Raw genomic sequence first — 26,426 nt, 5'->3', positions numbered from 1 at the left:
CCCCTATTTCGTGATCGCCGTGGTGAATTCGGCGATGCTCATGGCCTTGACCGCGTCCCAGTCCCAATCGATGCCGATGCCGGGCTCGTCGGGTGCCAGCGCGTGCCCATCCTCGATGCGCATGCGCTTGCCGGTCAACTGGTCAAGCTGCGGAATGTACTCGACATACCGGCCGTTCTGAACAGCGCAGGCGAGGCTGACATGCAATTCCATCAGGAAATGCGGACAGACCGGGATGTCGAAGGCCTCCGCCGCATGCGCCACCTTTAGCCAGGGTGTGATGCCGCCAATGCGGCCGACATCGACCTGCACGATCGAACAGGCGCCTTTCTGCATGTATTCGCGGAAATGCCTGATGGAATAGAGCGACTCGCCGATGGCAATCGGCGTCTGCGTCGAATTCGACAGCCTGACATGGCCATCGATGTCGTCGGCCGGCAGCGGCTCCTCGATCCAGGCGAGATCGAGTTCACGCAGCCTCGCTGCGCGGCGGATCGCTTCGTCGACGGAGAATCCCTGATTGGCGTCGGTCATGATCTCGTAGCCGTCGCCCACCGCCTTGCGCACCGCCGCCAGCCGCGCCAGATCTTCCGATCCGTGCGGTTTGCCGATCTTCACCTTCGAGCCGCGAAATCCCTTGGCCTTCGCGGCCAGCGCGTCATCGACCAGCGCCTGCGTCTCGATGTGCAGCCAGCCGCCCTCCGTCGTGTAGAGCGGGCAGCGGTCCTTGGCGCCGCCCGCCAGCTTCCACAGAGGCAGCCCCTGCTTCTTCGCCCGCAGGTCCCAAAGCGCGGTGTCGATCGCCGCGATCGCGATGGCCGTGATCGCGCCGATCGTGGTGGCGTGTGTGGCGAATTCGAGATCGTGCCAGATCGCCTCGATCATGTCGGGGTCGCGGCCGATCAGGCGCGGCGCCAGATGGTCGGACAAGAGCCGCATCACGGACGAGCCGCCGGTGCCGATCGTGTAGCTGTAGCCGGTGCCGACGGCGCCGTCGGAATCGGTGATCGTGACGAGAGGCGTTTCCTGGCTGACGAAACTCTGGATCGCGTCCGTGCGCTTGACCTTCGGCACAAGGTCCACCATCCGCAGTTCTATCTTTTCGATCGTGGCCATGTCGTCAGCTCCGCAATGACTTTCCCGTGTCGGCGGCAAACAGGTGCGCCTGCGACAGGTCGAGGCTCATGGCCACCCGCTCGCCCGATCTCAAAGCTCTTGGGTTCAGCATGCGCGAAACCCAGTCTGCGCCATTGAACTCGACGAACACCAGCGTCTCGTTGCCGAGTGGTTCGGTGACCGTGATCGGCAATTCGATCTGGTGGACGTCTGCGGCACCACCGGAACTGATACCATGGCCGGTCGGGTAGATGTCGTCGGGCCGCAACCCGAACACCACCTTGTTACCCCTGGCGACATTGGCTTTGAATTGGCTAGGCAATGGCAGCTTTTCGCCGCTGGCGAAAACCAGCTGGCCGTCATCGATCGTCGCCTCGTGCAGGTTCATCGGCGGCGAGCCGATGAAGCCCGCGACGAACCGCGTCGCCGGCCGTCGGAACACCTCGTCTGGGGTGCCGACCTGTTCGATATGGCCGTCGCGCATGATGACGATGCGGTCGGCAAGCGTCATCGCCTCGACCTGGTCATGGGTGACATAGATCACCGTCGACCGCACCTTGGCGTGCAGCTTCTTGATTTCGGTCCGCATCTGCGTGCGCAGTTTGGCGTCGAGATTTGAAAGCGGCTCGTCGAACAGGAACACGTCGGGATCGCGTACGATGGCGCGGCCCATGGCGACGCGCTGGCGCTGGCCGCCGGAAAGTTGCGACGGGCGACGGTCGAGCAGCGTGTCGAGGCCGAGGATGGCCGAGGCTTCGGCGACGCGGCGCTCCATATCCTCCTTGGCGGCCCCGGCAATCTTCAGGGAGAAGCCGAGGTTCTCGCGCACCGTCATGTGGGGATAAAGCGCGTAGGACTGGAACACCATCGAGATGTTGCGCGAACGCGGCGGCAAATCGTTGACGACGCGGCCGCCGATCTCGATCGAGCCGGCGCTGATCTCTTCCAGCCCTGCGATCATCCTGAGCGTCGTCGACTTGCCGCAGCCGGAGGGGCCGACCAGCGCGATGAATTCGCGGTCCGCGATGTCGAGGTCGATGCCGTGCACGATCCCGACATTGCCGTAGCGCTTGGTCAGCTTTTGGAGGGAAACCGTTGCCATGGGATCAGCCTTTCACCGCGCCGGAGGTCAAGCCGCCGACAAGGTGTTTCTGGACGATGTAGGTGAGGGTGAGCGCCGGGATGATCATCACCACGGCGAGCGCGCACATGCCGCGCCAGTCGATGGTGAATTCGGCCGTGTAGTCGAGCAGGCCGACCGGCAGCGTCTTGGCGCTGACCGAGCGGGTCAGCTGCGAGGCCAGCGCGAACTCGTTCCAGCAGGTCAGGAAAGCAAAGATCGCGGCGGAGGCGATGCCGGGCCCGGCAAGCGGGAACTCGACCTGCCAGAAGGCCTGCCAGCGGGTGCAGCCGTCGATCTGGGCGGCTTCCGCGAGGTCCTTCGGCACCTGGCGGAAGAAGCCGTCGATCAGCCAGATGGTGAACGGCACGTTGAGCGCGACATAGGCCAGGATCAGTCCGAAATGCGTGTCGATGATGCCGAGCCTGACATAAAGGAAGAACAGCGGCAGCGAGAGCGCGATACCCGGCACCGTGCGCGTCAGCATCAGGCCGAGGAAGACGCCCGACTTGCCGCGGAAGCGGTAGCGCGCGAAGGCATAGCCGCCGGCCATGCCGATGGCCACTGCGATCACCGTCGAGGTCACCGAGATGATCAGCGAGTTGCGGAAGTATTCTATGACCGGGATGCCGCCCTTGCCGATCCCTGAGAACATCGCGACATAGGCGTCGAACGAGATCTGCTGCGGGATCCACACCGGCGGCTTGGCCATGATCTCCACCGTCGGCCGCAGCGACGAAAGCACGATCCACAGGCCGGGCAGGCAGATGGTCAGCATCGCCAGGAACAGGCCGATGCGATAGGCGATGCCCAGCAGCCGGCGCTTGAGGCGGGCGGAAGAATTCTCGTCCATCACCACTCCGCACCGATCTGCGTGCGCGCCGCGGCGAGCTTGTTGAAGAAATAGACGGTGAAGGCGATCGACAGCAGGATCGAGAAATAGGCCATGGCGTTGGCCATGCCCATGCGCCCGTCGCTGTAGGCGGTGCGCGCCACCAGCGTCCACAAAAGCTCGGTGCGGCCCGCCGGCCCGCCATCGGTCATGATCTTGACGATGTCATAGGCGCGCGCGACGTCGAGCGAACGGATGGTCATGGCGATGTAGGCGAAAGGCATGACGAACGGCCAGGTCACATAACGGAATGTCTGCCACGGCGTGCAGCCGTCGACGCGCGCCGCCTCGATTGGCTCCTTGGGCATGGCGAGCAGCCCGGCGAGGATCAGGATGGCGAAGATCGCCGTCGACGACCAGATCTCGGCGATCGAGATGGCGATGAAGGCGAGATGGCCTTCGATCAGCCATGCAATGGCATCCCTGGTGATGCCGAGCGATTGCAGGGCGTTGTTCACCAGGCCGATATTGTCGTTGAACATGAACTTGAACTGGAAGCCGACGAGGATCGGCGAGAACATCATCGGAAACATCATCAGCGTGCGCAGGATGCGCTGGCCGCGCGTCGCCTTTTCGACCAGCATGGCGAGGCCGAGGCCCAGCAGCATTTCGAGATTGAGCGCGATGGTCAGCAACAGAACCGTGCGGCCGAACGCCCACCAGAAATCGGCGTTCGCCAGGATCGAGAGATAATTGCGGAAGCCGACAAAGACGAAGAACGTTTCGGGCTTGGTCAGGCGGAACGGCGTGAAGCTGGAATAGAGCGACAAAAGCAACGGCACCACGACGACCGCCGCCAGCACGATGATCGCCGGAAGCAGCAGCAGGAATGGCGCGGATGGCTTGAAGCCCTTCATTGGGACCCTGTGAGTTGCATTCGATTGCCGCTTGTCGAGTCGGGCGGGGCCGGCATCGTCATCGTGGAACACCCGAGGCAGTGCGCGCCTTAAGACGCGAGCGCCTCCCCCATCCTGATGGGGGAGGCGGCCCTGGGAGCGGTTCTACAGCTTGCCGGCGTCTTCGAGGATTTGCGTCGCCTTGGTGGCGGCTTCGTCGAGCGCCTGCTTGGACGTCTTGTCGCCGAGGATCGCCGCCTGCAATTCGGGATAGACGGCGTTCGAGATCTCGATCCATTCAGGCGTCTGCGGCACCGCGAAAGCGTGCTTGGCTTCTTCCTGGAAGGCGGAGAGAACCTCCTTCTTGTAAGGATCGTTTTCGGCCTGCTTCAGGTCCCAGTCCCAGACCGCGGTGCGGGTCGGCAGCGGGCCCGCGGCGGCTTCCAGCTTCTGGCTGTCCTCGTTGGTCAGCCACCACACCAGCGATGCCGCGGCCTCCTTGTTCGGGCAGTTCTCGGTCACCGAGAAGCCATGGAAACCGGACCAGCCGGTGCGCTTGCCGGACGAGCCTTTCGGCGCGACCTTGACGCCGACATTGCCGGCGACCTTCGACGACTTCGGATCGTTGAAGAAGCCGGCCCAGCCCGGCCAGTCCAAGTTGATGGCGACGGTGCCGGAGGCAAAACCCTGGCCGAGATCGTCCCAGAGATAATTGGTGGTTCCGGCCGGCACGGCCTTGGCCTTGTAGAGGTTGACGAACCAGTCGAGCGCACGCACGCCGGCTTCGGAGTTGAAGACTGGCTTGCCGTCCTTGTCGAGATACTCGCCGCCCTCGGCCACCACCATCTCGTAGAAGCGGCCGTTGATCGCCTCTTCCTTGCCGGCGAACTGCGTGCCGTAGAAATTGGGCGGGTTGGCGAAGAACTCGGCCTGGTCGGTGACCTCTTTCCAGGTGTCCGGCGGCACCAGATCATAGCCGTATTTCGCCTTGAACTTGGCCTTGTTGTCGGCGTTCTCGTAGAGGCTCTTCTGGTAGTAGAGGGCAGAGACGTCGAACTGCGCGCGCGGCAGCATCTCCAGCTTGCCATCTATGGTCGCCGCCTTGATCGTCGATGGCACGAAGGCGTCGATCTCTTCCTTGGGCAGCAATTTGCTGAGGTCGGTATAGAGGCCGGTATACTGCGGCGCGAAGGAGGAATGGTTCCAGCCGACGCACCAGTTGGTGCTGCCCGAGGCGATGTCGGACTTCAACTCCTTGTCGATGTCGAAGCCGTTCTTCTTGGTCAGGATGTTGACCTTGGCGCCGGTCGCCTTCTCCCATTCGGGGATGCGCTCGTAGAGCTTTTCATATTGCTGGCCGCCGATCAGCTTCACGTCGACGGTGACGCCTTCGAACTTGCCGGGCAGGTCGCCGGCAAGGGCTGCGCCTGCGCCTGACGCGAGCAACAAAGCGCCGGCGCACACGCCGGAAAGCAGTCTGTTCATTGGTATCCTCCCTGGGGTGCGCCTTGGCGGCGACCGCAACTCGTCTGATGACAAGAAGCGCTACATTCATATACAAACAAAACATTCATAGAAACGTCAAGGCGAAATTTGTTTCCGTCGGCGGCGTTCCTGCGTATATGAAGAATCGATTTCACTGGAGGGAACGCCCATGGATGACAGCGAAGACGAGCGGTATCGCGCGCCTGCGCTCGACAAGGGGCTCGACATCCTGGAACTGCTGGCCGGCGTCGACGGCGGCCTGACGCAGGCGGAAATCGCCAAGAAGCTCGACCGCAGCCCCAACGAGTTCTACCGCATGCTGGACCGGCTGGTGCGACGCGGTTATGTCACGCGGCTCGACGGTGACCGCTATTCACTGACGCTCAAGCTGTTCGGCCTGGCGCAACTGCACGCGCCGGTGCGGCGGCTGGTTTCCTATGCGACGCCGTTGATGCGGGAGCTGGCGGAGACGTCGCAGCAGGCCAACCAACTCGTTGTTTTTGATCGCGGTTCCGCCGTGGTCATCGGCCAGCAGGAGGCGCCGAACTACTGGGGCATCTCGATCCGGGTCGGCGCCCACATCAGCCTGTTCGACACCGGTTCGGGACATGTGCTGCTCGCTTTCCGTTCGCAGGAGGAGCGCCAGATGATGATCTCCGAACATGTCCGCAGCACCGACAATACGGCGCAGCCGCCCGAGTTCTTTGCCCGTCTCGACCAGATCAGGGAACGGGGATATGAGATGATGGCCTCGATGCAGACTGCCGGCGTCTACAATCTGTCGGCACCGGTGCGCGGCTCCGACGGCAAGGCGATCGCGGCGCTTTCGATTCCTTACATCACCGTCGTCAACGCACCGTCCGCGCCGGACATGACCCGCACCATCGAACTGCTGCTGGCCACATGTGAAAAGCTGTCGCGTCTGGCCGGGTCGGCCGTCGGTTCATCGGCGTAATTCTTATTTGAATGAAGAATTCCTCCGTGAGATGATGTGAAAGATACGGGAGGAGCCCTGCCATGATCATCGACACCCACCTGCACCTCGTCGACCGCTCGGCCTTGCGCTACCCGTGGCTTGCCGGCGTGCCCGCTCTCAACCGCGACTTCTCCTATGAGGAGTACGGCGTGGAAGCTCAACGTGTCGGCGTCGAGCGTGTGCTGCATATGGAGGTCGATGTCGACCCTGCCGATATCGAGGCCGAGACCGAACGTGTCGAAGGCCTGTCGAGACAGGCCGGCAGCATGCTGGCCGGGGCGATCGCCGCCTGCCGTCCGGAAGAGGCCAATTTTGCGGCCTATCTCGAGCGCCAGCGAGCAAAGCCGTTCGTCAAGGGTTTTCGCCGCGTCCTCCACGTCATGCCCGATGAACTCTCGGAAGGCGCGCTATTCCGGGACAGCATCCGGCGGCTCGGCGGCACCGGGCTCACCTTCGATCTCGTCGTGCTGCCGCACCAGATTCCCAAGGCGATCGCGCTCGCCGATCTGGCGCCCGACGTCCAGTTCGTGCTCGACCATTGCGGCGTCCCCGACATCAAGGGCAATGGCGAGCACCCGTGGCGCGAACACATGAGCGAAATCGCGCGACGTCCGAACGTCGTGGCCAAGATTTCCGGCGTCGTCGCCTATGCCGATCCCGGCAGTTGGACGGTCGAGACGCTGCGGCCCTATGTCGAACACACGATCGGTTCGTTCGGCTGGGACCGCGTCGTCTGGGGCAGCGACTGGCCTGTCTGCACGCTAGGCGGCGGTCTGTCGACCTGGGTGGCGGCGACCCATGCGTTGCTTGCGGGTTGCAGTGTTGCGGAACGCGACAAGCTCTTGTCGGCGAACGCCCGCAAGCTCTGGCGGCTTTAACCGGCTCCGCTTGGGGTTCTTCAGATCGTCGCCGAAACGTGCCGTTCGCGGCCGTAGAGCGAAACCAGCAGCACGATGATGAAGCCGAGTGCTGCCTGCACCGCCGAGGGCTGGAAACCGAGCCCGATCAGCAGTGTGTTGATCTCGGTCAGCACCAGCACGCCGGCGATCGTGCCGAGATAGCTGCCGCGGCCGCCGACCAGCGCGGCGCCGCCGACGACCACGGCCGCGATGGTCTGGAACAGGTAGGGCTGCCCGACGTCGCCATAGGCTGAGCCGGTGAAGCCGAGCAGCAGAACGCCCGCCACCGCGGCGAAGAAGGCGCTTGCCGCATAGGTGATCATCCACATACGGACGGGATCGATCAGCGCCAGAGGCGCGGCACCCGGATTGCTGCCGAGTGCGTAAAGCCGGCGTCCATAGGGCGTCCGCTCCAGCACCAGGACGACGAGCGCCGCCAGCACGACGAGACAGGGCACCAGCCATGGAACCGGCAGCGGTCCGGCCGATCCGCCGATAGACACGAAGCTCGAAACCGCCTGCGGTGCGGAGCCTGAAGGAAAGCCCGCGGTCCACAAAAGCACCAGCCCTTGCACGACCATGCCGATGCCGAGCGTGACGATAAGCGGCTGGATGTCGAGGCTGCGCGCGATCAGCCCGTTCAGGCCACCGATAAGGATCGCCAGCACGCCGACGAGGCCGCAGACGAGGACAAAATTCCAGCCATCGCCGTAGAGTTGCGCGGCCACGACATTGGCAAAGCCGATGACGAAGGGGATCGACAGGTCGATGCCGCCCATGATGACGACCAGCGTCTGCCCGATCGAGGCGACGGCGAGCAGCGAGGCAAGCACCAGCATGGCGCGCACCGCAAACGGGCTGGAGTAGCCCGGAATGAGGATGATGCCGGCAAGATGCAGAAGGGCGGCAACACAGAAGGCGCCGACGACACGGGCATTGGTTGTCGCGAATAGATTTCGGCCAGCCATGTCAGCGCCTCCCGATGGCAAAGCGTTCCTGCAGCGCGGTCAGCATCACCGCCAGCACCAGTATGGCGCCGTAGGCGATCTGCAGCACGAAGGTCGAGACGTTGAACGTCGTCAGCACGCTTTGCAGCAGGAAGATGTCGACAGCGCCGATCGCGGCACCCGCGACGCCACCACGGCCGCCGGCAAGACTGACACCGCCGAGCGCCACGGCGGCGATGGCGATCAGCGTGTAGGTCGGGCCGATGTTGGGATCGGCCGACCCGATCAGCGCAGTCAGCATCAGTCCGGCGCAGCCGCCCAGGATGCCGGTCATGACATAGGCGATGAAGCGCACGAGCGTGACGTCGACGCCGGCCGTATAGGCGGCGCGATCGTCGCTGCCGACCGCCATCAGCTGGTCGTAATAAGGGCTGCGCCGCACCAGCCACCAAAAAAGGAACATCAAGGCGAGCGGCAGAAGCGAGAGTGGGCCCGCCAGGGCTTTCAGCCAGGCCGGCGCCGGGCCGATCGGCGCCGGCAGGATGGTCAGCGTCACCCCCGTCAGGATCAGATAGGTGCCGAGCGTGGCCACGATCGGCTGGATGCGCACGATGGTCGCCAGGAAACCGTTCGCCGCCCCGACCAGCGCACCGATGAGCAGCGCCGCCGGAACAAGCGCCAGCGGCGAGGATATTCCGGCGCGCAGGAAAAGCACCTGGATCACGATGGCGTTGACGAAGCCCATCAGCGGCCCGACCGAAATATCGATGCCGCCGCGCCCGGCGAGGATCACCGGCGTCGAGGCGATGGCCGCACCGATCAGCGGCGCCGCCAGACCAACCAGCGCACCCCAGGAGCCCGGCTGGAACCGTGCCGGGCTCAGCATCAGATTGACCGCCAGCAGGACGATCAGCAGCACGGCGGCGAAGCCGACGCTTCGGCCGAGGGACAGGATGCGTGCGAAGGGTCTCATGCTGCGCGTCCGAACATGGCTGCGATCACGTTCCCGGTGGTCATCGCCTGGCCGGCGATTTCCGCCACGACTTCATTTTCGCGGAACACCAGCACGCGATGGCAGAGAAGAAGGATCTCCTCGATCTCGCTGGACAGGATGACGAGCCCCATGCCGTCGGAAGCCAGCCCGCGAAAGACGTCGTAGAGAACATGCCGGGTCGCTACGTCGACGCCGCGCGTCGGGTCGTTGAGAAGCAACATTGCGGGGTCCAGCGCCAGGGCCCGCGCCAACAGCACCTTCTGCTGGTTGCCGCCGGACAGGGTGGTGATCGGCGCGTCGGGCCGAGGCGCCGATATCGACAGCCTTTCGCGATAGGCCTCGTAGCGCGCCTTGCGCGCCGCCGGGCTGATCAGGCCGAGGCGGGTATCGCGAGACAGCGTCGAGACGGCGAAATTGTCGAGCACCGATTGCGTCGGGAAAATGCCTTTGGCACGCCCGCGCGGAAGATAGGCGATGCCGCTCGATACGGCCTTGCGGAAGCCGGTGATGGCGCGGGATGCGCCGGGCAGATCGAGGGTTATCGAACCGCCAAGCGGCGCGACTAGGCCGGCGAGCATCTCGAGGAAAAGCTCCTGGCCGTGGCCATCCAGGCCGGCGAGCCCAACGATCTCGCCGGCGGCGACCGCCTGCATGATCGGGCTGGCGTCCGGTGCGATGACGAGGTCGCGGATAGTGAGGGCGGCGCGATCAGCCATGCGCCAGCTCCGCGGCGGTGCGTGGCGCCATCGCCTTGAGAAGCTCCGCCGGCGTCGAAGCGCCGCGCTCCTCGGTGCGCACCACGCTGCCGCCGCGCAGGATCGAGATGCGATCCGAAAGCGACGTCACCTCATCCATGCGGTGGGTGATGAACAGGATCAGGCAGCCTTCGCCGGCAAGCGTGCGCATCAGCGAAAAAACGGACTCGCGGTCGGCGAAGTCGAGTGCTGCGGTCACTTCGTCGAGGATCAGGATCTTTGGATCGCGCACGACCGCACGAGCAAGAACGACGAGTTGCTGTGCTGCGAGCGGCAACTGCCCGGCGGGCATGTCGAGCGGAACGTTGGTGACGGCGAAACGTTTGAGGGCGGCGGCTGCCCTGTCGCGCCGCTCGTTGCGGGGAACCGCGCGCCGGACCAGGCCGTCGAGGCCAAGCAGGATATTGTCGGTCACGCTGCGGTCCGGCGCGATCAGCACTTCCTGGAAGACCGTGGCGAAGCCTTGCGCCTGGAAAGCCGAGGGGGTTCCGCCCGAAAACGGCCTGCCTTGCAGCAGGACCGTGCCGCTGTCGGGCTGAACGATGCCGGACAGCAGCTTGACCATGGTGCTCTTGCCCGAACCATTCTCGCCCAGGATGGTGTGGATGGTTCCTGCCCGGAACGCGATCGAGGCGTCCGCAAGCGCGACCGTCTCGCCATAGCGTTTGGATATGTTTCTGAATTCAAGCATGTCGCGTTTCGAAGCTGGCAAGCCGGCCCTCCGAAAGGAGCCGGCTTGTCGAGGTCTTATCTGGCCCAGGCGTCACTTCGCGCAGGCGTCTGGCACCTTCGAATAGTCCCATCCCTTGGTCGGCGCCGGGTTGGAGAAATAGGCGTCGAGCCATTCTTCCGGCATCGGATCCTTGGGCGGCACCGGGAAGATCGATACGGCATCCGTCGTCATGCAGTCCTTGTACCAGGCGCCGAGATCGGCATTGTGGACCGGCGGAATCGGAATGAGCAGCGTGTTCAGCTTCGGCTTCTGGCCGTCGAGCATGCGTTCGCCGACGCGAAACAGCGTTTCGGCGGTCCAGTGCGGCAGCACGGCATGGCCCTCGAAGCGGTACTTGTCGGGATTGGCCTTCCAGTAGCCCAGGGCATCGCCGGTGATCGAACCGGTGATCAGCGGCGCCGGCCGGCCGGCTTCGGCGAACGCCTCCGCGACGACGCGGCTTTCGCTGCCTGTCGTCCACACCGCATCGATCGGCGCCGGGTTGGTGGCGATCGCCTGCAGCACCACCGTCTTGGTGACATTGGCCGTCCAATTGCCGTTGACCGTGCGCGAGATCTTCAGCTTGGGGTTTTCCGCCAGCGCCTTGTCGGCGCCCTGGCGCTCCTGAACCACGATCGGGTGGCCGGCGATGCCCTCGACCAGCAGGATGCTGGCGCCATCAGGCTTGGCCTTGCCGATCGCCGTCATCATGTCGTAGCCCCAGCGCGCATAGTTGGAATCGACATTGATCGCGTTCGGGCTGGTCACCGAACCAGCGGCGGTGATGAACGGGATGCCTGCCTTGGCGGCCGCATCGATGGCGTCATCGAGCGCTGTTGCCGAGCCCGGGATCGAGGTGATGATCGAGCACTTCTTGTCGATGAAGGCGCGGATCTGGTTGATCTGCTGGCTGGCGTCGTTGTTGGAATCCGACACTTCGAAGCTGGAGACGGTGCCGTCGGCGATCAGCCCGTCGACCAGGCGCTTCAGCTCCTTGGTGACGGTGACCCGCCAGGGGTTGCCCTGGTAGGATTCCGAATGGCACCATTTCCATGGCTTGGACGGCGGGTTGAAATTGTCCCAGGCCGATGGCAGCACCGTCTGCGGCGCGCCGTCATATTGCGCCTTGAGTTCATCGGGCAGCCCGCTGATGACGCCCTGCACATCCTGAGCAAAGGCGGCTGTTGCAAGCGAGGCAAGCGCGGTGGCGGCCAGCAGGCCACGCATCATGTTTCTCATTATTCTCCTCCGTTCGGTTTCTTTCAGGCTTCTCCACCGGCGGTGCCGGGCACCTGCAGAGGAGCACTCTCCCGGAACAGGCGATTGAGATCGGCAATGACGGAAGCGGCCTCCTGCCGTTCCGCCAAGCCGAGATTGATACGGTCGGACGCGCTCTGCTGGAACGCCATGTAGCCATCGTGACGTGGCCTGACCCATGCGCCATCGAGCGTGGCGCGGGTGCCCTTGTAGAAATTGTCGGTCGCCGCGTTGACCGCCGGATCTTCCCAGGCAGCGGCATGGCCGGGCTGGCCGCCGGCAGCGGCATAGGGGCCACGCTGGACCTCGCCGCTGGCGAGCCAGTAGGCGAAATCGGTTGCCGCCTCTTTCGCCTTCGAGAAGGCCGACACCGCTATGCCTGTGCCGCCAAGCGCCGTGCCAATCGGGCCGCTGGATCCGACAACAGGGATGTCGCCAAATGCCAGGCGATGTGGGCGAAACCCGGCCATCGCGTAGGAAACATAGCCGTAGATCAGCGGTGCGCAGACGATCGGGGATCCGGCCTGCGCCATCCGCTCCGAAACGGCGATCGGATCCATCTCGAAGCAGGCCGGGTCGACCAGCGCGGCAATCTCGCGCATTGTCTCGAAGACTTCGCTGCCGGCCTCGCCGTCGATGAGATCGTTGGATGGGTCGGTCGCGCAAGCATGCCCGAGATTGCCTGCGAGCGTGAAGAACACCATCATCGAATGCGGTGGCCGCAACGGCAGCAGCACGCGTGCCTGCCGGGCGAGATCGAGCACTTCGCTCCATCGCGATGGCGGTGCGCCAAGCCCATCGGGCCGCCATGCCTGGACCTGCGTCGCGGCATCGATGGGAAACGCCCACTGCCGTCCCTGCCATGTGTAACTCGGATAGGACTGGCCGACGCTGCCGGAGGAAAGTGCCGCGCGCTCCGCCTCGCGGCCGGCGACATCGAGCGGCTCCAGGCAGCGTTCGGCGGTGATCTGGCCGACATGCGGATGGTCGATGACGATCAGATCATAGGCGCGCGCCAGTTCCTCGACCGGGAAGGACTCGAAGTCCTGCAGCGAACGCTTGTCCCATTCGACGGCAATGCCGGTTTTCTGCTTCCACAGCGACGAGCAGGCGACCATCGGATCATAGCCGCGCGGATGGTTCCAGGTCATGCCCCTGAGCGTGGGCTTTAGGAAGCGCGTGGTCACAGGCTGAACTCCTCGCGGATCGCGGCGCCATGCTCGCCGATGCGCGGTGCTGCCCGGTCGACCTTGGCCCTGATGCCGTCGACCCTGAGCGGCGAACTGGTGGTAAGGATCGAGACATCGTCCTCGCGCGTCACCGTCTGCAGCATGTCGAGCGACTGGAAGCCCCCGCTTGCCAGCATTTCCGGCCAGGTCAGCACCTTGGCGCACCAGATGTCGGCGGGTTCGAGAACATCAAGCCACTCGTCGACCGTCCTGGTCGCGATCCGCTGCGCGACGATCGCCTTGATGTCGTCGCGCGCGGTGAACCACGATGCCGGCTTGTCGCGGTAGGGCGCCAGTTCCTCCAGCGACAGCAGGTCGGCGAGTTTCGGGATCGGTGTCATGGCGATGGCGAGGTAACCATCCTTGGCGGGATAGACGCCGTAAGGTGCCGACAGATAGGCATGCGCGCTGCGGAAGCTGGAGCGGCGCGGCAAACGGCGGCCGTCATTGAGATGCGTGGTCAGTACCTCGAACTGGAAGTCGACCAGCGCTTCCAGCAGGCTGGTTTCGATATGGCTGCCCTGGCCGGTGATGCCGCGCCGCACAAGGGCGGCCAGTATGCCTTGCGCGCATGCCGCGCCCGCCAGCATGTCGCCGATGGCAAGCCCGAACGGCACCGGCCCCTGGTCCTCGTCGCCGTTCAGCCACATCACCCCGGAGCGCGCCTGCGCCAGGAGGTCCTGGCCGGGCCGCTTGACCCATGGGCCTTCCTCGCCATAGCCGCTGATCGAAGCATAGACCAGGCGCGGGTTGATCCTGCGGACCGCCTCGTAGTCGAGGCCGAGCCGTTCGATGACACCCGGCCTGAAATTCTGGATCAGCACGTCGGCCTTGGCCAGCAGGCCGCGCAACGCCTTGAGATCCGCCTCGTCCTTGAGGTCGATGGCGAGGCTTTCCTTGGCCCGGTTGATGGCATGGAAGATGGTGGAATCACCGCCGATCTCGGTGTCGCTGAGATAGAGCCGGCGCGACAGGTCGCCGCCGTCCGGACGCTCGATCTTGATGACGCGGGCGCCGAGATCCAGCAGCCTGAGCGAGCAGTAGGGCCCGGACAGGAACTGGCTCATGTCGACGACGACGAGACCGGCAAGCGGCAATTCGGCTGCTGCCGGCATTTCTACTTCTCCGTCTTGCCGAGGAAATCGGCAGGGTTGCGGTACTTCACCGTCTGCAGATGCTCGCAATAGAGTACGAGTTCGCCTTCGCCCTTGAACACCTCGTAGCTGGCGCGGATCAGCCCCATGTCCTTGTAGCGCGGCGTCTTGTCGAGGTTGGAGCGGATCGAATAGATCGTGTCGCCGATGAAGACGGGCTTTATGAAGCGGAGCTTGTCGTAACCATAGGAAAACGCGTTGACGCAGTTGGTTGCGACGAGCCCCAGGCCAGCCGAGAAGACGAAGGCGCCCGCCACCAGCCGCTTGCCGAAAATGCCCTCTGTCTCGGCAAACATCTGGTCCTGCACGTAAGGATGGATGTCGAGCACCAGCGTGTTGAACAGGTGGCTGTCCCCTTCGGCCATGGTGCGGCGCAACGAGCGGATCTTCTGGCCGACCGGCCAGTCCTCGTAGAACCAGTTCTCGGCGTTCCAAACCGGCAAGGCGGCATGTTCCGCGGGCATGTTGGCCGGATGCGTCGAGGCGACGCCGACGGTCGGTGCGAAGTCGTTCATCGCTGGCTCCGCTGGCACTGCGCAAGGCACGGCACAAGTTTCGGAACACGCGTCAAGGCGCCAGATTGCACGACGTCTCCTCCCGTCAGTCTTCTTTTGTAAATACTATTTTCACATATGGGGTTGCGTTGCAAGCGAGGACGGGCGAAATTTTGGCTGTTTCCGCTGCGCTCGAGCGCCGGCGAAACAGGGAGGAAAACATGCGCGATGCCTGTCTGGTCTTTGTCGGCAGCCTGAACCGGGAGGCGCCCTATTTTCAGGGCGCACGCGGCGTCGGCCTCGGCGTCTACAGCTTCGACGAGGAGACGCTGGAAACACGAAAGCTGGCCGAGACCAGTGACATCGACAATCCGACCTTCCTTTCGGTGACGCCGGACGGTTCGCGCCTCTACGCCAATTCGGAAGTCTTCCCCTGGCGCGAAGGAACGGTTTCGGCCTACGGCTTCGACCGCGCCTCGGGCACGCTCACTTACCTGAACAAGCAGCCGTCACTCGGCAGCATCACCGCGCATAACACCATCACCCGCGATGGCACGAAGCTGCTGGTCGCCAATTACGGCATGGGCGAGGGCGGTCCGGATCGCGCAGTCGCGGTCTATGGCTTCGACGGCGATGGCGCCTTGTCGGCTCCTCTGGCTAGCGTTTCGCACAAGGGCACTGGCCCGAATCCAGCCCGGCAGGAGCGCTCGCATGCCCATAGCGTCACCGAAACCATCGCCGGCGGAACGGCCATCGTCGCCGATCTCGGCATCGACCGGCTGGTGTCCTACCGGATCGAGCACGATGGCAATCTGACCAAACTGGCCGAATCCGCTTTGCCGCCGGGCGCCGGTCCACGCCATCTCGCCTTGCATCCGAACGGCCGTTTTGTCTTCGTCATGAACGAGCTGGATTCGACCATCGTGTCGATGGCGCTGGACGAGGCAAGCGGCAAGCTCTCGACCATCGACGCCAGGCCGGCCGTGCCGGCCGAGGCGCGCCAGGCCAACCACTGCGCCGATATCCAGATCTCGCCCGACGGCCGCTTCCTCTACGGCTGCAACCGAGGCCATGACAGTGTGGTCATCATGGCCGTCGACCAGCAAAGTGGCGCGCTGAGCTTTGTCGGCTATGTCCCTTGCGGGGGCGCCACGCCGCGCAACCTGGCGCTGACGCCGTCGGGCGGCCACCTGTTCTCGGCCAACCAGAATGCCGACCGTATCTCGATCTTCGCGCGCGACGCCGAGAGCGGCGGGCTGACCGACACCGGCCGTGCCATCGAGATCGGCACGCCGATGTGCGTCAAGATCGTGCGGTGAACCGTGCGCGACATCGGCATCGAGCTTCGGACGGAAACGGACCGGAGCTCAGGCCGGGCGATCCGGGTTGACGGGTGCCTTCGCCGGAGCTGTTGACGGAGCATTGAACGAAAAAAACCCGCCTGCGCGGCGGGTTCCTGGCGCAACTCAGCACCATAGATAAATATCTACCATAGTTGCCTTCACCCAGTCAAGAAAAATTCCTATCTTGAGAGCTGCCGGCCATGGAAGGCTGCTGACACAGCCGGACCGGCCGTCGTCAGGCCGCCTTTGTCAACGCGAGTTCGCACGCTGGAGCTCAGGCCTGTTGGATTGCCGAGAGCTTCCAACTCGAGCCATTCTGACGCGTGAAGGTCCACAGCTCCGTCGTCTCCGTTGGATGATCCTCGTCGCCCTCGACGACCTTGCCGTTGGCCCGTTCGCGCATCACGTCGCGCGATTCATAACGCAGGGCCGCCGTGGCATAGTCGCGGTCATCCTCGCGCCAGCTTTCCGCGATGTCGGCCTGCAGGAGGGTGACGTCGGATACCTCGTTCCTGAGGCCCTTCTTCGCATTGTCGGCCAGCTCTTCAGAGAGATAGGACACCATTTCGGGAGTCGTCGTCTTGCGCAACGCGGCATGATCCTCACGCCCGAACGCTTCCTGGACATCGCTCAACAGCTGCTGGAATGCGTCGAGGTCGGTCTGGGCGAGCCGGATTTCATCGGAACCGGTGGCCGCGGCGGAGCCTCCGCCTGAACCGCCACCAAAGCCGGGAATGGCGAAAGAATGCGCATTGTTGGCATCGCTCTGTCCGGCTGCGCGGTTTTCAAATCGCGAGGCATTGCCGGCGCCGGCGAGCGCAGGGGCGGGGCCACGCGCGGATTGCGACCGGAAGAACCTGATTGCCAGCATGATGGCGCCACCGATCAGCACGGCCTGCAGCAGGAAACCGAACATGCCCGCCAGCCCACCGAAGCCCTGGCCCAGGAGCAGCCCGATCAGGCCGCCGATCAGCAGGCCGCGCATCATCGTTCCACCGAAGCCGCTCATGAAGCCGGGCCTCTGCGGGCCGGCCTGCGGCTGCCGGGCCGCGGTGTTCACGCCGGTATTGGGCGTCATCGAACGCTCGACCGGAGCGGTCGGCGCCGGAGCGGTCCTAGTCGGCGGCGCTGATTGGAACGTGCGCATGCCGCGGCTGCCGAAACTGCCGCCGCGACGGGCCTCGGCATGGTCTACCGCGACCATGGAGAATGCCAGGAACAGTCCGGCAAACAGGGCGGCAAATCGGCTTGTGCGGGAAATCATCTGGACGGACCTTTATCGATGGGTTTCGGAAATTCTCGACAGACGTCGGGCCGGCTACCGGCGTGCGGTCAATCGAACAGCTCTTCGAAGAACGATTTCTTCCGTTTCGGATAGCGGTGGCCCTGCGAGCGCGCATAGTCGTCATCGCGGTCCCGGCCATGCTGGGGCTGGGAGAACGCTGCCGGCTGTGGCGCGGGCGAGGCCTCCTTGGCCGATCGCTCGATGATCTTGTCGAGTTCGCCTCGGTCAAGCCACACGCCACGGCACTGCGGGCAATAATCGATCTCGATACCCTGGCGTTCGCTCATCACGAGCGCGACGCGGCAGGAGGGGCAAACCAAACCAAGAAGGGAAGAAGATGTCATATGGGGCTCCAAACCAAAAGAGATGAGCCCGCTTGACCGAAAGGATGGAAACGGGCCCGTTAAAGCGGTCCGACATCACGGTCGCGAGATGCGACAGTCAGAGGGGCCCGGCCCGCATGCGAGAATTAGGAACGCAGAGCGGCGCCTTCAAGAGCGACATTGTCCGCGAGGATCGAATTTGTTCGTCATTGCGCTTCGAGCGCTGGGTACCGCGCCTGCGCCAACGACCCCGGCGTCCCTGCTCAGACCGTCACCACGATCTTGCCGAACTGCTCGTTCGATTCGAGATAGCGATGCGCCTCGACGATCTGCTCGAACGGGAAGGTCCTGTCGATCATCGGCTTCAGCGCGCCGGCCTCCAGCCCTTCGAGGATGAACGCCTTGGCGGCTTCCAGCTTTGCTGGGTCGCCGGTGATCTCGTGGACGAGGTAGCCGCGCAGCGTCAATGTCTTGCCAAGCACAGCGGGCAAGGGAAACGGCGTCGGCTCGGGGCTCAACCCGCCATATTCAATGAGAATGCCGCCCCGGGACATCGCCGCCGCGAGCGGCTTCGAAAATCGGGCCGCCGATCGCCTCCAACACGATGCGCACGCCTCGCGGCCCGGCGATCCGGCGTAGCCGCGCCTCCAGATCCTCCTCGGCCAGGACCACGACTTCAGCCGCGCCGGCGTCGAGCAGGGCCTGCTTCTTCGTCGAGGTCCGTGTCACCGCGATCGCCGTCGCGCCGACGCTGTTGGCGATCTGGATCGCGGCAAGCCCGACGCTGCTCGAGGCTGCCGTGATGACGACGAAGTCCTCGTTGCGCAGCCTGGCGATGTCGATCAGCGCGCCATAGGCGGTGAGGTACGGCATCCACATCGCGGCCGCGGTCCGCCAGTCGAGTGATATCGGGTTTTTGACGACGAGCCCGGCGGGATAGGTAACAAGCTCTCCATAAGCCGGCCAGCGGATCATCGATTGCGGCGGGATGACGCTGACGGCATCACCCGGCGCCAGACCCGTCACGGCTTCGCCGACCGCTTCGATGATGCCTGCGGCCTCCAGGCCAAGCCCGGAGGGCAGGGTGGGCGTCTCGATATAGGTGCCCGCGCGCAGCAGCGCCTCGGCGCGATTGAGGCCGAGCGCCTTGACGCGGATCTGAACCTCGCCCGGGCCGGGTAGGGGAAGATCCACATTTTCGATCCGCAGGACCTCGGGGCCACCATGCCGATGAAAGCGAACGACGCGCGTCATTCGGTCTACTCCAAATTGTTTGAACCGAAAGGAGCTATGCCGGTAAGACGAAGTCGGATAAATGGCATTGGGAGCAGGACAGTAGAAACCAGGAGTTTCGAATATGGATCGGCTTGAGAGCATGGCCGTGTTCGTCAGGGCAGTCGACCTCGGCTCGTTCGCGGCGGCCGCGGCCGCACTCGATCTGTCCGGACCGATGGTCGGCAAGCACGTCCGTTTTCTGGAGGAGCGTCTCGGCATGCGCCTGCTCAACCGCACCACGCGCCGGCAGAACCTCACCGAGTTCGGACGCGCCTATTACGACCGCTGTCGGCTGGTGCTGGCCGAGGCCGAAGCGGCCGATCAACTCGCCGCCGACCAGCTCTCGCAACCGCGTGGCAAGCTGCGCGTCACCATGCCGGCGCATTTCGGCCGGCACTGCGTAACACCCGTGCTGCTGAAACTGGCGCGGCAATATCCGATGCTGGAACTTGACCTGTCGCTCAGCGACCGCTTCGCCGATCTTGCCGAGGACGGCTACGATCTTGCCATCCGAACCGGCGATCTGGAGGACAGGGCAGGCGTGATCGCGCGCCGCGTCGCGAGCCAGGACATGATTGTCTGTGCGGCGCCGTCCTACCTGAAAATTCAGGGCGAGCCACGGCGGATCGAAGATCTCGCCAATCATCATGCCATCGTATATCGCCGGCTCGGCCAAGCCGTTCAGCCTTGGCTGTTCCCGCGCGAAGGACAACCAGCACAGGAGATCATGCCCGGCGGCCGGCTGCGGCTCGACGATCTCGATGCCATCGCGGATGCTTCGGCCGAGGGCATGGGGCTCGCCTGGTTGCCTTGGTGGCTGGTTCGCGAGCGTATCCAGGCCGGGGCGCTGGTCGAGCTCTTGCCGGACCAGCCGCGATATCTCTATGACTGCCACGCCCTTTGGCTGCAGACGCCCCATTTGCCGCTGAAAGTTCGGCTGGCCGTCGATGCGCTGGCGGCCGCCTTGCCGAAACGGATGGCTTGATCGCTAGCGCTCGCGGCCACTCTCGTTTGGGATCGCGCGGACATTCCGTGGAGAGGCGCCTCGGCTCTTTGAGGCATCGCTTTCCAGTGCCATATGAGGCAAAGCTGGCGGCATGCAGGCGCATTGCAGGAGAGACGGTTGATGACCAAAGGTTCGGATCTGTTCGTGGCGGCCCTCGAGAACGAAGGGGTCGACCGGATATTCGGCATTCCGGGCGAGGAGAATCTCGACATCGTCGAATCCATCCGCCGCTCCTCGATACAGCTCATCCTGACCCGTCACGAGCAGGCGGCCGCCTTCATGGCCGCGACCTATGGCCGGCTCACCGGCAAGCCAGGTGTGTGCATCACCACGCTCGGCCCCGGCGCGCTCAACCTGACGACCGGCTCGGCCTATGCGCTGCTCGGCGCCATGCCGATGATCATGATCACCGGCCAGAAGGGAATCCTCTCGTCCAGGCAGGCACGGTTCCAGATCGTCGACATCGTCGCGGCGATGAAACCGCTGACCAAGCTGTCGCGCCAGATCGTCTCGCCCAAGATGATCCCCTCGCTGGTGCGCGAAGCCTTCCGCGTCGCGCAGGAAGAGCGGCCTGGTCCCGTGCATCTGGAACTGCCGGAAGACATTGCGGCGGCGGAGTGCGATCCGGTTCCGCTGGTGCCGACGCATCCGGTCGAACTGCCGCTGGCCGGTGCGGGCGCGCTCGACCGCGCCGCCCGCATGATCATCGAGGCCAAACGTCCGCTGCTGATGTTCGGCGCCGCGGCGTCGCGGCCGCGCGTCACGCCCGATGTCGCCCAGTTCGTGCTGCGCACCCAAATTCCCTATTTCACCACGCAGATGGGCAAGGGCACCGTGCCCGGCGGCACCGAACTCTACATGGGAACGGCGGCCCTTTCGGAACGCGACTACGTGCACGAGGCCATCGAACAGGCCGACCTGATCATCACCATCGGTCACGACACGGTCGAGAAGCCGCCCTTCATCATGGGCGTCAACGGGCCGAAGGTCATTCATGTCGGCTATCAAACCGCCGATGTCGAGCAGGTCTATTTCCCACAGACCGAGATCGTCGGCGACCTCGGCCCTTCGCTGGCGCTGCTGGCGGATCGCATCGAGGGCAAGATCCCCAACGCGCAGGCCCTGTTGCCGTTGCGCGAAGGCATTCTGAGCCGCATCGCCGCGCGCGCCACGGAAGACCGCTTCACGCCGCAACGCATCGTGCATGACGTGCGCGCCGTGATGCCCGCCGACGGGATCCTTGCCCTCGACAACGGCATGTACAAGATCTGGTTCGCGCGCAACTACCGCACGCGCATGGCCAACACGCTGCTGCTCGACAATGCGCTGGCCACCATGGGCGCGGGGCTGCCGTCGGCGATGATGGCGGCACTGCTCCATCCGCAGCGCCGCGTCATGGCCATCTGCGGCGATGGCGGCTTCATGATGAACAGCCAGGAACTGGAGACCGCCGTCCGGCTCAAGCTCAATCTTGTCGTCCTGCTGCTCGAGGACCACGCCTATGGCATGATCCGCTGGAAACAGGCGGTCGACGACTTTCCGGATTTCGGCATGACCTTCGGCAATCCCGATTTCGTCAAATACGCCGAGGCTTATGGCGCCAAGGGAACCAGGGTCGGCGCGATCGCCGAATTCCGGCCGGCGCTGGAACAGGCTTTTGCCGGCGGCGGCGTGCATCTCGTCGTCGTGCCCATCGACTATTCCGAAAACATCAGGGTGCTCGTCGACGAATTGCGTGAGCGGCTGCCAGCGGTGCAGGCGACCTGACGGCGGCCGGCGCCAAGGCCGTCGATGCCGCGATGCCTGGCTGGCTGGTTGCGAAGGCGTTTTCATCTGGCGTCGGGGGACCATTCCGTCTCGATCAGGGGAATCTGCGGCGCGGCGTCACGCGGCAGTGTTCCCTTGATCCTGGGATCGTCGGCGATTTCGAAGCCGGTCGCAAAGGGCTCAAATCCGCAGGCCCTGTAGAAACCGATGACACTGTGATGGTCGAAGCTGCTGGTATGCAGCCAAATGCGGCTGGGCCGGAGACGCCATGCCTGGTCGAGCGCGCCGGCCATCAGCCGCTTGCCGAAGCCACGGCCGGTCAAGGAGGGGAACAGGCCGAAATAGGTGATCTCGATCTCGTTGTCCTCGGCCACCGAGAACTCGACCATGCCGACATGGGCGCCGCTTTCGTCATGGCCGTAATAGAGATGCTGGCGCGGATCGGCGAAATGCGCGGCGATCTCGGCATCCGACATTTCGGCGGCGCGGTCCCAGAGCCAGCGAGCGCCGATCTCCAGGAAGACCGCGCGGTAGGAAGCATTGTCGGGTTTCGTGATCCTTGTCATGGTCAACGGCCGCGCGAGACCCGGCACCGGCGCGCGCGCTTCCATCCATGTCACCGCATTGACGATCTTGCCGGCCGGCACCCGCCGATAGCCGACCGTTAGATTGGTGATTTCATCAGGCAATCTGCCTTCGGTGACCAACATCTGTCCTCGACCTTCCCCACCGGCGCGCAAGAAGCTGATGCCAACTCTGCGCTCGCCTGCCAAGAGGCTCCCGAGGTGGGTCAAGATTTTTGGCCCACCTGTCCCTTGCGTTTCACAGAGATGGCATATGAGATATGATACACCATCGAACGGAAAGCGGAATATCATGCCTGAGCGAATTGCCGACGAGGCCATTTTGAACGCGGTCGACGACGGCTTCGCGCGGCAGGTGGAATTCCTCGCGAACCTCGTGCGCTTCCCCTCGCAACGCGGCGAAGAACACGCGGCGCAATCCTTCATGGCAGCCGCGTATGAAGCAGATGGCTATACGGTGGACATGTGGCGTGTCGATGTCGATGCGATCCGCGACCTGCCGGGCTTTTCGCCCGTGGCCGTCTCCTATGACGACGCCTTCAACGTCGTCGCCACCCACATGCCGCGAAACGCGACCGGCCGCTCGCTGATCCTCAACGGCCACATCGACGTCGTGCCGACGGGCCCGCTCGATCGCTGGCTGCGCGATCCCTATGATCCGGTCATCGAGGACGGCTGGATGCATGGTCGCGGCGCCGGCGACATGAAGGCTGGGCTCTCGGCCTGCCTCTACGCGCTGGCCGCACTGCGCCGCCTCGGCTATCAGCCGGCCGCGAAGGTCTTCCTGCAATCGGTGGTCGAGGAAGAGTGCACCGGCAATGGCGCGCTCGCTTGCCTGCAGCGCGGTTACCGCGCCGACGCAGCCTTCATCCCCGAACCGCTGGAGCCGAAGCTGATGCGGGCGCAGGTCGGCCCGATCTGGTTTAGGGTCGAGGTCGACGGCGATCCCCAGCATGCGTCGGGCGCTTTCTCGGCCGGCGCCAACGCCATCGAAAAGGCTTTCCTCATCATCCAGGCGTTGAAGCAGCTCGAAATCGTCTGGAACGCGCGCAAGGTCGACGACAGGCATTTCTGCGATCACCCGCATCCGATCCGTTTCAATCTGGGCAAGATCGAAGGCGGCGAATGGACATCGAGCGTCCCCGCGCGCTGCGTGTTCGAGATGCGTGTCGCCACCTATCCCGGCCAGAAGCTGGAGGATGCCAGAGCCGAGCTCGAGGCCTGCATCGCCGACGCGGCCCGCGCCGATCCGTTCATGGCCAACCGCCCGCCCAGGATCACCTACAATGGCTTCATGGCCGAGGGCTATGTGCTGGAGGGCGCCGACGAGATGGAAACCGTGCTGCGTCGTAGCCATACCGCCGTCTGGGGCGAGCCGCTGCAGGAACACGTCACCTCTGCCACCACCGATGCGCGCTTCTTCGGCCTCTACGCTGACACGCCGGCCATCGTCTACGGTCCGATCTGCCGCATGCCGCATGGCTATGACGAAGCGGTGGACCTTGATTCCGTACGCAAGGTCACCCAGACAATCGCACTGTTCATCGCCGACTGGTGTGGGCTGGAGCCTGTCGACCCCGAGGCAAGGCCATGACCGGCGCCGTGACCAATGCATTCGGCGAGACGCTGGCCGAGGACGCGCCCGATGTCTCGATCGCCGATGCGCTTGCCATCCTGCGCCAGCACTACGGCCTTGCCGGCACCGCTCAGCCCTTGCCCGGGGAGCGCGACCACAATTTTCACATCCGCACCGATGGCGAGGGCGAATTTGTCCTGAAAATATCGCATCCGGCGGAAGAGGCCGGCTTCACCGATTTCCAGAACAAGGCGCTGGACCACATCCTTGCGGTCGATCCCGCCTTGCCGGTTCCCTCGGTGCGCAAAAGCCTCGATCGCGATGCGCAGTTTACGGTCAGCATCGGCGGTTCGCAGCCGCGTATCGTCCGGCTGGTCACCTATCTGCCCGGCCAGTTGCTTTCGCGCTCGCCGGTGTCGGCTGCGCAAGATCGCAATCTCGGCATCTTCCTCGCTCGGCTTGGCAGGGCACTGCGCGGCTTTTTCCACCCGGCCGCCGGCAGCGATCTTTTGTGGGATATCCGCAAGGTCGCCAAGACGCGGCCCATGCTGGCACATATCGCCGATGCCGGGCGCCGCGCCATGGTCGAGCGCGTCATCGATGCCTTCGAGGAGCACGCCGCGCCCATTATTCCCAGCCTGCGCGCCCAGATCGTCCACAACGACATGAATTCCTACAATGTGGTGATGGACGCATCGCGGCCCGAGATCGTCAGCGGCATCCTCGATTTCGGCGACATGATCCATTCGCCGCTGATCTGCGATCTCGCCATCGGCGCCGTCTACCGCTGGCCGGCCGACGGCCACCCGCTGGCGCCCGCCGCACGCTTCGTTGCTGGCTACCAGTCGGTGCAGCCGCTCGAGGCCGAGGAGATCGGCATCCTGTTCGACCTGATCCGTGCCCGCCTTGCGCTCATCGCCAACATTGCCACCTGGCAGGCGGAGCGCTTCCCGGCCAAGCGCGACTATGTGCTGCGCCTCATCACCGAGGTCTGGGCCTCGCTCGAGCGGCTGGACGGACTGTCACACAGCGATGCCCGCCGTTATTTCCTCGATCATTCCAATCCGGAGTAGACGCTCGTGTCCCAATCCTCGCCCGCAAATGCCTCCGCCGATGCCGGTGCATCAGCATCCGCGCTGCTCGAGCGCCGTGCCAGGCTGCTCGGCCCGACCTATCGCGCCTTCTACCGCAACCCGATCCATCTCGTGCGTGGCAGCGGCGTTTGGCTCTACGATGCCCACGGACGCAAGTTTCTCGATGCGTACAACAACGTCGCTTCGGTCGGGCACTGCCACCCGCGCGTCGTCGAGGCGCTGTCGGGGCAGGCGGCCACGCTCAACACCCACACGCGTTACCTCAGCGAAATCATCCTCGACTACGCGGAAAGACTTCTCGGCACGCTTCCGCCCCATCTCGGCCATGCCATGTTCACCTGCACCGGCAGCGAGGCCAACGATCTCGCCATCCGCATCGCCCAGCATTCGAGCGGCAATACCGGCGTGATCATCACCGATTTCGCCTATCATGGCGCCACCATCGCCACCGCGCAGCTGTCGCCGGCCGCGGTCGGGGCGAAGGGCGTGCCCGCGCAGCACAGGACCGTGGCCGCCCCGGATACGTTTCGCGATCAGGGCCGGGCCGCACGCGATTTCGCCAGGAATGTCGCCGCCGCCATTGAGGACATGCGCGCACAGAACGTGCGCCCGGCGGCGCTGCTGATCGACTCGGCATTTTCCAGCGACGGAATTTTCTTCCCCGATGCGTCGGCGATGCGCGAGGCCGCCGATCACGTCAGGAAGGCGGGCGGCATCGTCATTGCCGACGAAGTCCAGTCCGGCTTCGGCAGGCTCGGCCAGGGCATGTGGGGTTTCGCCAATTACGGCCTCGAACCTGACATCGTCACCATGGGCAAGCCGATCGGCGACGGGCATCCGATGGCCGCGGTCATCGTGCGGCCGCAGCTTGTTGCCTCCTTCGGTTCCAACACCGGCTACTTCAACACATTCGGCGGCAATCCTGTCGCCGCCGCCGTCGGCATCGCGGTGCTCGATGTCATCGAAGGCGAGGGACTGGTCGAGAATGCGCGCACGGTTGGGGCCTATACGGGCGAGCTGCTGCGGGCTCTGCAGAACCGGCATGCCATGGTCGCCGATGTCAGGCATAACGGCCTTTATTTCGGCGTCGAGTTGACGGCGGAGGAGGACGAGGCGCTGGCCGCCACCAGGACGTCGGCGGTCGTCGAAGCCATGCGCGAGGACGGCGTGCTGATCTCGTCATGCGGTCCGCGCGGGAACGTGCTGAAGATCAGGCCGCCATTGCCGTTCGCCAGGGACAATGCCGAGCAACTTGCCGAAACGCTCGATCGCACCCTGTCGCGCTGGTGAGGGGATAGGAAAGGGTG

At 64.4% G+C, this 26,426-nt stretch carries 24 protein-coding genes and 1 pseudogene; 8 read left to right on the top strand and 17 right to left on the bottom strand.

The genetic code is table 11. From position 1 onward, the window contains the following. Positions 1 to 3 precede the first annotated feature (3 nt). The 5 genes from FJ867_RS20780 to FJ867_RS20760 form a co-directional block, all read right to left on the bottom strand. Positions 4 to 1,116, bottom strand: coding sequence for a mandelate racemase/muconate lactonizing enzyme family protein (locus tag FJ867_RS20780; protein ID WP_140818451.1), 1,113 nt, complete (start codon positions 1,114 to 1,116; stop codon positions 4 to 6). A 4-nt stretch (positions 1,117 to 1,120) separates the two neighbouring features. Then, the gene (gene ugpC, locus FJ867_RS20775; RefSeq protein WP_140555594.1) at positions 1,121 to 2,218 is read right to left on the bottom strand and encodes a sn-glycerol-3-phosphate ABC transporter ATP-binding protein UgpC; all 1,098 of its coding nucleotides are present in this window, start codon (positions 2,216 to 2,218) and stop codon (positions 1,121 to 1,123) included. 4 nt (positions 2,219 to 2,222) lie between these two features. After that, positions 2,223 to 3,089 (bottom strand): carbohydrate ABC transporter permease, encoded by an 867-nt coding sequence (locus tag FJ867_RS20770; protein ID WP_140564375.1) that lies wholly within the window; start codon positions 3,087 to 3,089, stop codon positions 2,223 to 2,225. Next, a complete protein-coding gene (locus FJ867_RS20765) occupies positions 3,089 to 3,985 on the bottom strand; it encodes a sugar ABC transporter permease (protein WP_140818449.1) in 897 nt (298 codons plus the stop codon). Before FJ867_RS20765 ends, FJ867_RS20770 begins: the two co-directional genes overlap by 1 nt. Positions 3,986 to 4,129: 144 nt before the next feature. Continuing rightward, positions 4,130 to 5,449: a sugar ABC transporter substrate-binding protein gene (locus tag FJ867_RS20760; RefSeq protein WP_140818447.1), complete on the bottom strand. Its 1,320-nt coding sequence runs from the start codon at positions 5,447 to 5,449 to the stop codon at positions 4,130 to 4,132. 169 nt (positions 5,450 to 5,618) lie between these two features. Here FJ867_RS20760 and FJ867_RS20755 point away from each other — a divergent pair, with 169 nt between their 5' ends. Both FJ867_RS20755 and FJ867_RS20750 read left to right on the top strand, forming a co-directional pair. Continuing rightward, positions 5,619 to 6,404, top strand: a complete 786-nt coding sequence (locus FJ867_RS20755) for an IclR family transcriptional regulator (protein ID WP_140497617.1) — start codon at positions 5,619 to 5,621, stop codon at positions 6,402 to 6,404. A 62-nt stretch (positions 6,405 to 6,466) separates the two neighbouring features. Next, the gene (locus FJ867_RS20750; RefSeq protein WP_140818445.1) at positions 6,467 to 7,303 is read left to right on the top strand and encodes an amidohydrolase; all 837 of its coding nucleotides are present in this window, start codon (positions 6,467 to 6,469) and stop codon (positions 7,301 to 7,303) included. Between the two features lie 20 nt (positions 7,304 to 7,323). On the opposite strand, the gene FJ867_RS20745 is transcribed toward FJ867_RS20750, so the two are convergent. From FJ867_RS20745 to FJ867_RS20710, 8 genes are all read right to left on the bottom strand, one after another. Continuing rightward, positions 7,324 to 8,292, bottom strand: a complete 969-nt coding sequence (locus FJ867_RS20745) for an ABC transporter permease (RefSeq protein ID WP_140520946.1) — start codon at positions 8,290 to 8,292, stop codon at positions 7,324 to 7,326. 1 nt (position 8,293) lies between these two features. Beyond that, complete coding sequence (locus tag FJ867_RS20740) at positions 8,294 to 9,244, bottom strand: ABC transporter permease (RefSeq protein WP_140818443.1); 951 nt, start codon at positions 9,242 to 9,244, stop codon at positions 8,294 to 8,296. Further along, positions 9,241 to 9,981, bottom strand: a complete 741-nt coding sequence (locus FJ867_RS20735) for an ATP-binding cassette domain-containing protein (protein ID WP_140497625.1) — start codon at positions 9,979 to 9,981, stop codon at positions 9,241 to 9,243. Before FJ867_RS20735 ends, FJ867_RS20740 begins: the two co-directional genes overlap by 4 nt. Continuing rightward, positions 9,974 to 10,711: an ATP-binding cassette domain-containing protein gene (locus FJ867_RS20730; RefSeq protein WP_140818441.1), complete on the bottom strand. Its 738-nt coding sequence runs from the start codon at positions 10,709 to 10,711 to the stop codon at positions 9,974 to 9,976. Before FJ867_RS20730 ends, FJ867_RS20735 begins: the two co-directional genes overlap by 8 nt. A 72-nt stretch (positions 10,712 to 10,783) precedes the next feature. Continuing rightward, positions 10,784 to 11,971, bottom strand: coding sequence for an ABC transporter substrate-binding protein (locus FJ867_RS20725; RefSeq protein ID WP_140818439.1), 1,188 nt, complete (start codon positions 11,969 to 11,971; stop codon positions 10,784 to 10,786). A 23-nt stretch (positions 11,972 to 11,994) separates the two neighbouring features. Beyond that, on the bottom strand, positions 11,995 to 13,140 hold the full coding sequence (locus tag FJ867_RS20720) for an extracellular solute-binding protein (protein WP_140818485.1): 1,146 nt from the start codon (positions 13,138 to 13,140) through the stop codon (positions 11,995 to 11,997). A 32-nt stretch (positions 13,141 to 13,172) separates the two neighbouring features. Beyond that, entirely contained in the window at positions 13,173 to 14,333 is a 1,161-nt protein-coding gene (locus tag FJ867_RS20715) for a CaiB/BaiF CoA-transferase family protein (RefSeq protein WP_140818437.1), read from the bottom strand. 2 nt (positions 14,334 to 14,335) lie between these two features. Next, positions 14,336 to 14,887, bottom strand: a complete 552-nt coding sequence (locus FJ867_RS20710; RefSeq protein WP_140520944.1) for a MaoC family dehydratase — start codon at positions 14,885 to 14,887, stop codon at positions 14,336 to 14,338. Positions 14,888 to 15,087: 200 nt separating this feature from the next. Between FJ867_RS20710 and FJ867_RS20705 the strand changes: the two genes are divergently transcribed. Continuing rightward, positions 15,088 to 16,185 (top strand): lactonase family protein, encoded by a 1,098-nt coding sequence (locus FJ867_RS20705; protein WP_140818435.1) that lies wholly within the window; start codon positions 15,088 to 15,090, stop codon positions 16,183 to 16,185. A 298-nt stretch (positions 16,186 to 16,483) separates the two neighbouring features. On the opposite strand, the gene FJ867_RS20700 is transcribed toward FJ867_RS20705, so the two are convergent. The 3 genes and pseudogenes from FJ867_RS20700 to FJ867_RS20690 form a co-directional block, all read right to left on the bottom strand. Continuing rightward, positions 16,484 to 17,473 carry a Tim44 domain-containing protein gene (locus tag FJ867_RS20700; protein ID WP_140655561.1) on the bottom strand — a complete coding sequence of 330 codons (990 nt, stop codon included), beginning with the start codon at positions 17,471 to 17,473 and terminating at the stop codon, positions 16,484 to 16,486. A 68-nt stretch (positions 17,474 to 17,541) separates the two neighbouring features. Beyond that, entirely contained in the window at positions 17,542 to 17,838 is a 297-nt protein-coding gene (locus tag FJ867_RS20695) for a zf-TFIIB domain-containing protein (RefSeq protein WP_140497640.1), read from the bottom strand. Between the two features lie 242 nt (positions 17,839 to 18,080). Beyond that, positions 18,081 to 19,071, bottom strand: a pseudogene (locus FJ867_RS20690) (zinc-dependent alcohol dehydrogenase family protein). 103 nt (positions 19,072 to 19,174) lie between these two features. Between FJ867_RS20690 and FJ867_RS20685 the strand changes: the two are divergent. Together FJ867_RS20685 and FJ867_RS20680 are read left to right on the top strand one after the other, a co-directional pair. Continuing rightward, entirely contained in the window at positions 19,175 to 20,077 is a 903-nt protein-coding gene (locus FJ867_RS20685; RefSeq protein ID WP_140497644.1) for a LysR substrate-binding domain-containing protein, read from the top strand. 141 nt (positions 20,078 to 20,218) lie between these two features. Beyond that, a complete protein-coding gene (locus tag FJ867_RS20680) occupies positions 20,219 to 21,865 on the top strand; it encodes an acetolactate synthase large subunit (protein ID WP_140497646.1) in 1,647 nt (548 codons plus the stop codon). 62 nt (positions 21,866 to 21,927) lie between these two features. On the opposite strand, the gene FJ867_RS20675 is transcribed toward FJ867_RS20680, so the two are convergent. Continuing rightward, positions 21,928 to 22,575, bottom strand: a complete 648-nt coding sequence (locus FJ867_RS20675) for a GNAT family N-acetyltransferase (RefSeq protein WP_181167178.1) — start codon at positions 22,573 to 22,575, stop codon at positions 21,928 to 21,930. Positions 22,576 to 22,741: 166 nt separating this feature from the next. Between FJ867_RS20675 and FJ867_RS20670 the strand changes: the two genes are divergently transcribed. From FJ867_RS20670 to FJ867_RS20660, 3 genes are read left to right on the top strand one after another with little or no spacing between them, the layout of a single operon-like run. Then, positions 22,742 to 24,043 (top strand): ArgE/DapE family deacylase, encoded by a 1,302-nt coding sequence (locus tag FJ867_RS20670; protein WP_181165160.1) that lies wholly within the window; start codon positions 22,742 to 22,744, stop codon positions 24,041 to 24,043. After that, complete coding sequence (locus tag FJ867_RS20665) at positions 24,040 to 25,098, top strand: phosphotransferase (RefSeq protein ID WP_140497648.1); 1,059 nt, start codon at positions 24,040 to 24,042, stop codon at positions 25,096 to 25,098. The genes FJ867_RS20670 and FJ867_RS20665 overlap by 4 nt, the downstream gene beginning before the upstream one ends. Positions 25,099 to 25,104: 6 nt before the next feature. Further along, complete coding sequence (locus FJ867_RS20660; RefSeq protein WP_140497650.1) at positions 25,105 to 26,409, top strand: aspartate aminotransferase family protein; 1,305 nt, start codon at positions 25,105 to 25,107, stop codon at positions 26,407 to 26,409. Positions 26,410 to 26,426: the final 17 nt, after the last annotated feature.

Source organism: Mesorhizobium sp. B2-5-3 (genome assembly GCF_006441005.1).
Taxonomy (GTDB): Bacteria; Pseudomonadota; Alphaproteobacteria; order Rhizobiales; family Rhizobiaceae; genus Mesorhizobium.
This window is presented reverse-complemented; position numbering and strand designations above follow the sequence as displayed.

Coding starts and splice junctions, on each gene's coding strand:
- FJ867_RS20780 (WP_140818451.1), bottom strand. CDS start 1,116: ATGGCCACGATCGAAAAGATAGAACTGCGGATGGTGGACCTTGTGCCG.
- ugpC (WP_140555594.1), bottom strand. CDS start 2,218: ATGGCAACGGTTTCCCTCCAAAAGCTGACCAAGCGCTACGGCAATGTC.
- FJ867_RS20770 (WP_140564375.1), bottom strand. CDS start 3,089: ATGGACGAGAATTCTTCCGCCCGCCTCAAGCGCCGGCTGCTGGGCATC.
- FJ867_RS20765 (WP_140818449.1), bottom strand. CDS start 3,985: ATGAAGGGCTTCAAGCCATCCGCGCCATTCCTGCTGCTGCTTCCGGCG.
- FJ867_RS20760 (WP_140818447.1), bottom strand. CDS start 5,449: ATGAACAGACTGCTTTCCGGCGTGTGCGCCGGCGCTTTGTTGCTCGCG.
- FJ867_RS20755 (WP_140497617.1), top strand. CDS start 5,619: ATGGATGACAGCGAAGACGAGCGGTATCGCGCGCCTGCGCTCGACAAG.
- FJ867_RS20750 (WP_140818445.1), top strand. CDS start 6,467: ATGATCATCGACACCCACCTGCACCTCGTCGACCGCTCGGCCTTGCGC.
- FJ867_RS20745 (WP_140520946.1), bottom strand. CDS start 8,292: ATGGCTGGCCGAAATCTATTCGCGACAACCAATGCCCGTGTCGTCGGC.
- FJ867_RS20740 (WP_140818443.1), bottom strand. CDS start 9,244: ATGAGACCCTTCGCACGCATCCTGTCCCTCGGCCGAAGCGTCGGCTTC.
- FJ867_RS20735 (WP_140497625.1), bottom strand. CDS start 9,981: ATGGCTGATCGCGCCGCCCTCACTATCCGCGACCTCGTCATCGCACCG.
- FJ867_RS20730 (WP_140818441.1), bottom strand. CDS start 10,711: ATGCTTGAATTCAGAAACATATCCAAACGCTATGGCGAGACGGTCGCG.
- FJ867_RS20725 (WP_140818439.1), bottom strand. CDS start 11,971: ATGAGAAACATGATGCGTGGCCTGCTGGCCGCCACCGCGCTTGCCTCG.
- FJ867_RS20720 (WP_140818485.1), bottom strand. CDS start 13,140: ATGACCTGGAACCATCCGCGCGGCTATGATCCGATGGTCGCCTGCTCG.
- FJ867_RS20715 (WP_140818437.1), bottom strand. CDS start 14,333: ATGCCGGCAGCAGCCGAATTGCCGCTTGCCGGTCTCGTCGTCGTCGAC.
- FJ867_RS20710 (WP_140520944.1), bottom strand. CDS start 14,887: ATGAACGACTTCGCACCGACCGTCGGCGTCGCCTCGACGCATCCGGCC.
- FJ867_RS20705 (WP_140818435.1), top strand. CDS start 15,088: ATGCGCGATGCCTGTCTGGTCTTTGTCGGCAGCCTGAACCGGGAGGCG.
- FJ867_RS20700 (WP_140655561.1), bottom strand. CDS start 17,473: ATGATTTCCCGCACAAGCCGATTTGCCGCCCTGTTTGCCGGACTGTTC.
- FJ867_RS20695 (WP_140497640.1), bottom strand. CDS start 17,838: ATGACATCTTCTTCCCTTCTTGGTTTGGTTTGCCCCTCCTGCCGCGTC.
- FJ867_RS20685 (WP_140497644.1), top strand. CDS start 19,175: ATGGATCGGCTTGAGAGCATGGCCGTGTTCGTCAGGGCAGTCGACCTC.
- FJ867_RS20680 (WP_140497646.1), top strand. CDS start 20,219: ATGACCAAAGGTTCGGATCTGTTCGTGGCGGCCCTCGAGAACGAAGGG.
- FJ867_RS20675 (WP_181167178.1), bottom strand. CDS start 22,575: ATGTTGGTCACCGAAGGCAGATTGCCTGATGAAATCACCAATCTAACG.
- FJ867_RS20670 (WP_181165160.1), top strand. CDS start 22,742: ATGCCTGAGCGAATTGCCGACGAGGCCATTTTGAACGCGGTCGACGAC.
- FJ867_RS20665 (WP_140497648.1), top strand. CDS start 24,040: ATGACCGGCGCCGTGACCAATGCATTCGGCGAGACGCTGGCCGAGGAC.